Genomic DNA, 6,396 nt, shown 5'->3' with positions numbered 1-6,396 from the left:
GCGGCGGCGTACTGCGCGTGCAGCCGCCGCTCGGCCGCGGAACTGGCGTACCGCCGCAGCCGGGGACCGGCGAGGGCGTCCTGCGCGTGGTCGAGCGCGGCGGTCAGGGCGGCCCGCCGCGGGCCGGCGTCCGCGGTGCCCGCGGCGTCGAGAAGCTCCCCCACGGCGTCGTACACGGCCGCGACGGCCTCCCGCTCGCCGTCGAACCGGAAGTCACCGGCGAGCGCACCGGGCGTCGGAAGAACGAGGCGCAGTCCGATCAGCCACCCCGCACCCGCGAGGTAGGCGAGCGCCCGCAGCCACCCCTCCTCGGGCACCGGCATCCCGGCCCCGATGGCGGAGGCGACGAGCAGCTGCGTCCCGGCCGCGGAGGCGACGGGCCCTATGGCGCTGACGCTCCCGGCGACCAGCCCGACAAGCGTGAGCAGCACAGTCAGCGTGACGGCGCCGACATGTTCCCCGGCCTGCGTCCCGACGAGCAGACCCGCGGCCCCCGCGAGAGCGGGCACCCCCAGCCGTCTCACCGAGGCCCGCCGGCTGCCCGGCCGGTCGTTGATCCCGGCCAGCATCGCGGCGATGGCAGCGACCACTCCGAGGGAGGCCCGTCCGGCGAGCACCGCCGCGAGCAGCAAGGGCCCGGATGCCAGCGCTCCGCGCACGACCGCGCTCCAGGGCACGGGCCCCCGCTGAGCGCGAAGAGCGTGGGCGAGCCAGGGCGGAAGGGGCAGAGCGGCGGGGCGAGACACGGGGCTCCTGTCGTCTGTGCGAGGCGGGGGTGTGCCTTCGGGCGACGGTGGCCGGGCTGTGGACTGTGCTGTCCACGGTAGATCGCGTCCTTGGAGGGGATGGAACGCTCGTATTTCGGGGATGTGACGGTTGGCAGGAGAGGCGTGTTCTTTATGAACGCAATCCCTGTCGTCATGAATGCGAGGCCTGGTGTCATGAACGCCATGCCTGTCGTCATGAACGCGATGATTCCGGTCGTCATGAGCGAAATGTCTGCCGCCGCGTCGGGGGGCCCATGACTGCGTGGCTGGGCCTCAGCTACGCCCCCGAGATGAGGAGCCTTTCCGCGTCGGCAACAGCCGCGCCCAGCGCGTCCGGCTCGGGACGCAACCGTCCGAGAATCTCGTCGACGCCCCGCAATCCGGCCCGCTCCAGCAACCGCTTCTCGTTCGTCACCCACTCCCCCCGCCCGGCCAGCACGCCGTGCCCGGCCTGCACGGCGGCCGTGGCGATCGCGCCGGCCACCTCCGCGAGCCGGCCCGCCGGGGCGTGGTTGGCCTCGGCGTACCCGAGGGTGGCGAGAGCGGTGCCGCGCCAGCGTTCGGCGGCGGAGGTCCGGAGCTTGTCCGGATAGACGGCCGGGCGCGGGAGTTCACCACGCAGTACCCGGTTGATCGCCAGCTCCGCCACGACGAGATAGCTCGGAATCCCCGCCAGATGGAACAGCAGCGGCTCCACCCGGAACCGCCCCTCCTCCGCCTGCGCCCACTCGTGCTCCACCACGTCGAGATCGCGATAGTGCACATCCACACGCCGCCCGTCGATCGACAGCCACGCACCCCCGTTGAACACGCCACCGCCCCAGCCGCCGACCTCGGAAACCTCGCCCTCCCAACCGCATGCACGCAGGTCGGCCGGGTCGAACCGGCCCCGGTAGTAGACGGCCAAGTCCCAGTCGCTGTCGGGCTTGTGGGTGCCCTGGGCTCGGGAACCGCCGAGGGCCACCGCTTGGACGGCGGGCAGAGTCGCGAGGCGGTCGGCGACGACGTCCAGGAAGGCGGGGTCGGGGAGAGAGGGCATGGCCGCAGCGTACGGAGCCGTGCCCCGCATCTCCACGCGATAAGCCAGCCATTGGCCGCGTACGGGGCCTTCACCAGCCCGTCGCCGCCACCTCTAACGGCCATTGTCAGTGCGGTCCGCTTCAATGGAGGTCGCCATCACAGAGCGTCACGAGAGGCCACGGGCGAGGGGCTGTCGGGCGGCACGGGGGAGGTAACGACGGTGGACTGCGGGACGCACGAGGAGGACGGGCGGCGGTACGTCTCGTTGGCCGGGCTGCGTTTGCGGGGATGGACCGGCGGGTTGGTGCACCGGCTGCTCGGGGCGCCGGACCGGCTCAGTGTCGACCCGCGGGTCAGGGGCGCGCCGCAGGTCCGGCTGTACCGCCTGGAGCGGGTCGAGGCGGCCGAGCGGAGCGAGGCGCATCAGCGAGCCGGTGGGCAGCCGCGAGACGTCGTGCGGCCGTGGGTGGGGAGCAGCCGGGGCCGGCCGCCGGGAAATTCGGATGCGGGCGCGGCCGGACGCCCGGATGATCGGCGAGTTGTCGGCGATCGACCCAGGAGCGTCATGATCCAGCGCGTCACCTCCCCCGCCCTGTTCCCACCGCCCACCTATTCCCACGCCTCGGTCGTGGAGGCCGGCACGAAGGTCGCCTTTCTCGCCGGGTCGGTGCCGCTCGACGCCGAGGGGGAGCTGGTCGGTGCGGGAGATCCGGTGCGGCAGGCCGAGCAGGTGATCGCGAATCTCGGTGAGCAACTTCGCGCTGTCGGAAGCGACTTGGAACACGTGCTGGCAACCGACGTGTACGTCGTGAGCGGTGAACCCGCGGTGCTCTCCGCCGTCTGGGAGGTCGTCGAGGCGTCCGGGCTGAGTGCCGGTCCGCATGCGTCGACCCTCCTCGGAGTGGCCTGCCTCGGATACACCGGGCAGCTGGTGGAGATCACGGCGACCGCCGCGGTCCCGGACAAGAAGGAGGACGTACGACTGTGAACCGTCCCGAAGTTGTCGTCGGCCTGCGTCGCGCCGCCGCTCCGGACGCGGCCTCCGCAGCCGACGTCTGGCTGCGTTCCTTCGCCGCCGTTCTGCCGACGGTCGTCCGCCCCCGCTCCGACGACGAGGTCCGCGCCTACTTCCGTCAGGTCGTGGTGCCGCTGCGGGAGACATGGGTCGCCGAGGCGGCGGACGGGGGCGGAACCGTGGGGGTGATGGTGCTCGACGGCCACCTGCTGTCCCAGCTCTACCTCGACCCCGACTGGCGTGGACGCGGCCTCGGTGACCGCTTCGTGGGTCTCGCCAAGGAGCGCAGTCCGGCGGGACTGAGCCTGTGGACCTTCCAGGTCAACAAGCCCGCTCACCGGTTCTACGAGAGACACGGCTTCGTCGCCGTCGAGTTCACGGACGGCAGCGGCAACGAGGAGCGCGAGCCGGATGTGCGCTACGAGTGGCGTCCGTGAACGGCTTCCTCTGTCCCGCCCGCCCGGATCACTGCGTCGGCCGCCCCCACACCCGCTTCTTCGGCACCGGCTTGGCATAGCTCCCCGCCCGGCTCGTCGTCAGCCCCAGCGTCACCAGCGACTCCGCCAGCTTCACCGCCGCAGCGACCCCGTCGACCACCGGAAGCCCGAGCTTCTCCCCCACCGTGCGCTGCAACCCCGTCATCCCGGCACAGCCCAGCACCAGCACCTCGGCACCGGCCCGACAGACCTGCTCGGCGGCCACGAGGAACGCCGCCTCGGTGCGCTCCGGGTCGCCGTCCCCTAGGTCCAGGACGCTGAGGCCCGTACCGACGACGGCGGCGCAGTTGCGGCCCACGCCCGCCAGCTCCAGGCTGTCCTCGATCTGGCCGCACGAGCGTTCCAGCGTGGTGACGACCCCGTACCGGCGTCCCAGCAGGCAGGCCAGATGGGCCGCGGCCTCGGTGATGTCGACGACCGGCACGTCCACCAGTTCCCGCACGCCCTCCCGCCCGTGTTCCCCGAAACCGGCCATCACCACGGCGTCGTACGGCGGGCCGTCGTACGTGCGCAGCAGGTCGATGACCGCCGCGGCCGAGAGGTAGCTGTCGAGCCAGCCCTCCGCGGACTCGGGGCCCCACGCGGGGGTCAGCCCGGTCACGGTGGTGCCCGGGCCTGCCGCGGCCCGGGCACCTCGTACGATCTCCTCGGTCATCTCCTGCGTGGTGTTGCAGTTGGTGACGACGATTCGCACGTTTCTCAGACCTCCACGGGCTTGTGGGCCATGACCTGGGCATCGGCGGCGCGCTCGGCGCGGCACAGCATCACGTACAGTCCGGCGGCCAGCGCCGTGCCGATGAACCAGGAGTACGGGGCCACGTCGCTGAACGTCTTCACCAGTGCGAGTACCGCCGCGACCGCCGCCGAGGGCAGGAAGGCCCACAGCGCCTTGGGGTTGACGCCGTGGCGGTAGTGGTAGCGGGAGCCGGGCCGGGCGTTGAACAGTTCGTCCACGTCGATGCGGCCGCGCTTGACCCAGTAGTAGTCGACCATGATCACGCCGAACAGCGGGCCGAGGAAGGCGCCGAGTCCGCCGAGGAAGTAGTTGACGACCGTGGGGTTGGAGAAGAGGTTCCACGGGGTCACCAGCAGCGCCACCACCGTGCTGATCATGCCGCCGATCCTGAAGGTGATCTTCTGCGGCCAGACGTTGGCCAGGTCGTACGCCGGTGAGACGAAGTTGGCGACGATGTTGACGCCCATCGTGGCGATGGCGAACGTCAGCGCGCCCAGCACCAGTATCCAGGTGTTGCCGATCTCGGCGACGAGGTAGGCGGGGTCGGTGATCTCCTTGCCGAACACCTCGTACGCGCCGGCCGTGACGATGACCGACACGATCACGAAGGCCGTCGAGTTGACCGGCAGTCCCCAGAAGTTGCCGCGCCGGACCGTCTTGTAGTCGGGTGCGAAGCGGGAGAAGTCGCAGAAGTTGAGCATCAGCGTGCCGTAGGTGGCGAGGATCAGGCCGACCGCGCCGAACCACTGGCGCCACTGCTCGCCGACGGAGACCGGGTGCGGGGTGCTGGTGAGCGAGATGGTCCAGCCCGCCTTGGCCAGGATCCAGACGGCCAGCGCGATCATCACGACCCAGATGGCCGGGCCGCAGAAGTCCTGGAACTTCCGGATGGATTCCATGCCCTGGCTCATGATCGCCGCCTGGACCAGCCACAGCGCCACGAACGACACCCAGCCGAGCGCGTCGAGTCCGAGGAACGAGTTGTGCGTCCAGGACTCCAGGCCGGGCCAGGCCGCCAGCAGCATCACGTTGACGGCGACGGAGGCGAGGTAGGTCTGGATGCCGTACCACATGATGGCGATGACGGCCCTGATCAGGGCGGGGATGTTGGCGCCCCAGACGCCGAAGGCGATACGGCTGACGACCGGGAAGGGGACGCCGGTGCGCTGCCCGATGCGGCCCATCATGTTCATCCCGATGTAGATGATCACGAAGCCGACGAGCAGGGACGTGAAGATCTGCCAGACGTTCATGCCGAGGAAGAGCAGGCCGGCGGCGAACGTGTAGTTGCCGAGGTTGTGGACGTCCGACATCCACATGGCGAAGAGGTCGAAGACCTTCCAGTTGCGCTTGCCGGCGGGCGCGAGGTCTTCGTTGGTGAGCCGGGGGTCGGGGACGAACACTGCTGTGCCGGTGACTTCGGCACGGTCGGCGAGGGACACGGGACCTCCATGAGGAGCCGGGGGACGGAGGAGGACTGCTTTCCGGTCGCTTGGTTCCGGTTCGCTTGGTTCCGGTTCGCTTGGTTCCGGACGCTGGGGTGCGTTTGGTATACCAAACTGCCGTCATGGTCCTCCCGTCAACCGTTCCGACCGATGTCGCTCCCGTTAACGCTCCGTAAAACACCTCCGGAGTCAGCGAGGATGGGCCCATGAGCTCCACGACGAAGATCGAACCCCTCGGCGCGGTGCGCGAGCGCGTCCTCGCCACGCTGCGGCAGGAGATCATCGCGGGCGGTCTCCGCCCCGGCGACCGGCTCGTCGAGCGCGAGCTGGCCGAGCGCTTCGGGGTCTCCCGGGTACCGGTCCGCGAGGCGATCCGAGCCCTGGTCACCGAGGGATTCGTCCACTTCGAGACGCCGCGCCGCGCGGTCGTACGCCGTCTCACCCCGAACGACGTCAAGGAGCTCTTCGAACTGCGCGAGGCGCTGGAGGTGTACGCGGCCGGACTCGCCGCGGCCCGCGCGACTCCCGAGGACCTCGCAGAGGTGCAGGCGCTCCTCGACCTCGCGGCCGCCGCGACCGAGGCGGGCGACGCCGAGGTCATCACCGACATCAACAGCCGTCTCCACGACCGCATCGTGGCGATGGCGGACAACAGTCTGCTGATCGACGCCCTGGAGCCGGTCGCCGGCCGCCTGCGCTGGATGACCCGACGCAACGAGGAGTGGCCCCAACTCCTCGTGGAACACCGCGAGTTGTACGAGGCCATCGCCTCCGGCGACCCGGAGCGGGCCCGAGCGCACGCCCTCGCCCACGTGCGGACCAACTACCGCTCGACGGTACGGCAGTTGTTCGAGGACGGGGCGGAACTCCGCTAGCGGGCGCCCGGCTCAGGGCCGCGAACCGCTCCACGGCCGCG

Annotated in this window: 6 protein-coding genes and 1 pseudogene; 3 read left to right on the top strand and 4 right to left on the bottom strand. The window is 70.6% G+C overall.

What is annotated here, in order from left to right; all coding sequences use genetic code 11:
* Window positions 1-746: pseudogene (locus ACWBNA_RS45865) on the bottom strand (FUSC family protein); the annotation flags it as partial.
* 298 nt (window positions 747-1,044) lie between these two features.
* Window positions 1,045-1,806, bottom strand: coding sequence for a nucleotidyltransferase domain-containing protein (locus tag ACWBNA_RS45860; protein WP_482710548.1), 762 nt, complete (start codon window positions 1,804-1,806; stop codon window positions 1,045-1,047).
* A 546-nt stretch (window positions 1,807-2,352) separates the two neighbouring features.
* Here ACWBNA_RS45860 and ACWBNA_RS45855 point away from each other — a divergent pair.
* Both ACWBNA_RS45855 and ACWBNA_RS45850 read left to right on the top strand, forming a co-directional pair.
* Window positions 2,353-2,775 carry a RidA family protein gene (locus tag ACWBNA_RS45855; RefSeq protein ID WP_482710547.1) on the top strand — a complete coding sequence of 141 codons (423 nt, stop codon included), beginning with the start codon at window positions 2,353-2,355 and terminating at the stop codon, window positions 2,773-2,775.
* Complete coding sequence (locus tag ACWBNA_RS45850) at window positions 2,772-3,239, top strand: GNAT family N-acetyltransferase (RefSeq protein ID WP_482710546.1); 468 nt, start codon at window positions 2,772-2,774, stop codon at window positions 3,237-3,239. Before ACWBNA_RS45855 ends, ACWBNA_RS45850 begins: the two co-directional genes overlap by 4 nt.
* Window positions 3,240-3,267: 28 nt before the next feature.
* On the opposite strand, the gene ACWBNA_RS45845 is transcribed toward ACWBNA_RS45850, so the two are convergent.
* Window positions 3,268-3,993 (bottom strand): aspartate/glutamate racemase family protein, encoded by a 726-nt coding sequence (locus ACWBNA_RS45845; protein WP_482710545.1) that lies wholly within the window; start codon window positions 3,991-3,993, stop codon window positions 3,268-3,270.
* A gap of 5 nt (window positions 3,994-3,998) precedes the next feature.
* Window positions 3,999-5,477, bottom strand: coding sequence for an NCS1 family nucleobase:cation symporter-1 (locus ACWBNA_RS45840; protein WP_482710544.1), 1,479 nt, complete (start codon window positions 5,475-5,477; stop codon window positions 3,999-4,001).
* A gap of 209 nt (window positions 5,478-5,686) precedes the next feature.
* On the opposite strand from ACWBNA_RS45840, the gene ACWBNA_RS45835 reads away from it, so the two are divergent.
* A complete protein-coding gene (locus ACWBNA_RS45835; RefSeq protein ID WP_482710543.1) occupies window positions 5,687-6,355 on the top strand; it encodes a GntR family transcriptional regulator in 669 nt (222 codons plus the stop codon).
* The last annotated feature ends 41 nt before the right edge of the window (window positions 6,356-6,396 follow it).

It is taken from the genome of Streptomyces sp. Q2, from assembly GCF_056820935.1.
The sequence above is the reverse complement of the archived record's forward strand: the minus strand, read 5'-3'. Positions and strand labels throughout refer to the sequence as shown.

Excerpts from the sequence above, each read along its gene's own strand:
- ACWBNA_RS45860 (WP_482710548.1), bottom strand. The coding sequence starts at position 1,806 with ATGCCCTCTCTCCCCGACCCCGCCTTCCTGGACGTCGTCGCCGACCGC.
- ACWBNA_RS45835 (WP_482710543.1), top strand. The coding sequence starts at position 5,687 with ATGAGCTCCACGACGAAGATCGAACCCCTCGGCGCGGTGCGCGAGCGC.
- ACWBNA_RS45855 (WP_482710547.1), top strand. The coding sequence starts at position 2,353 with ATGATCCAGCGCGTCACCTCCCCCGCCCTGTTCCCACCGCCCACCTAT.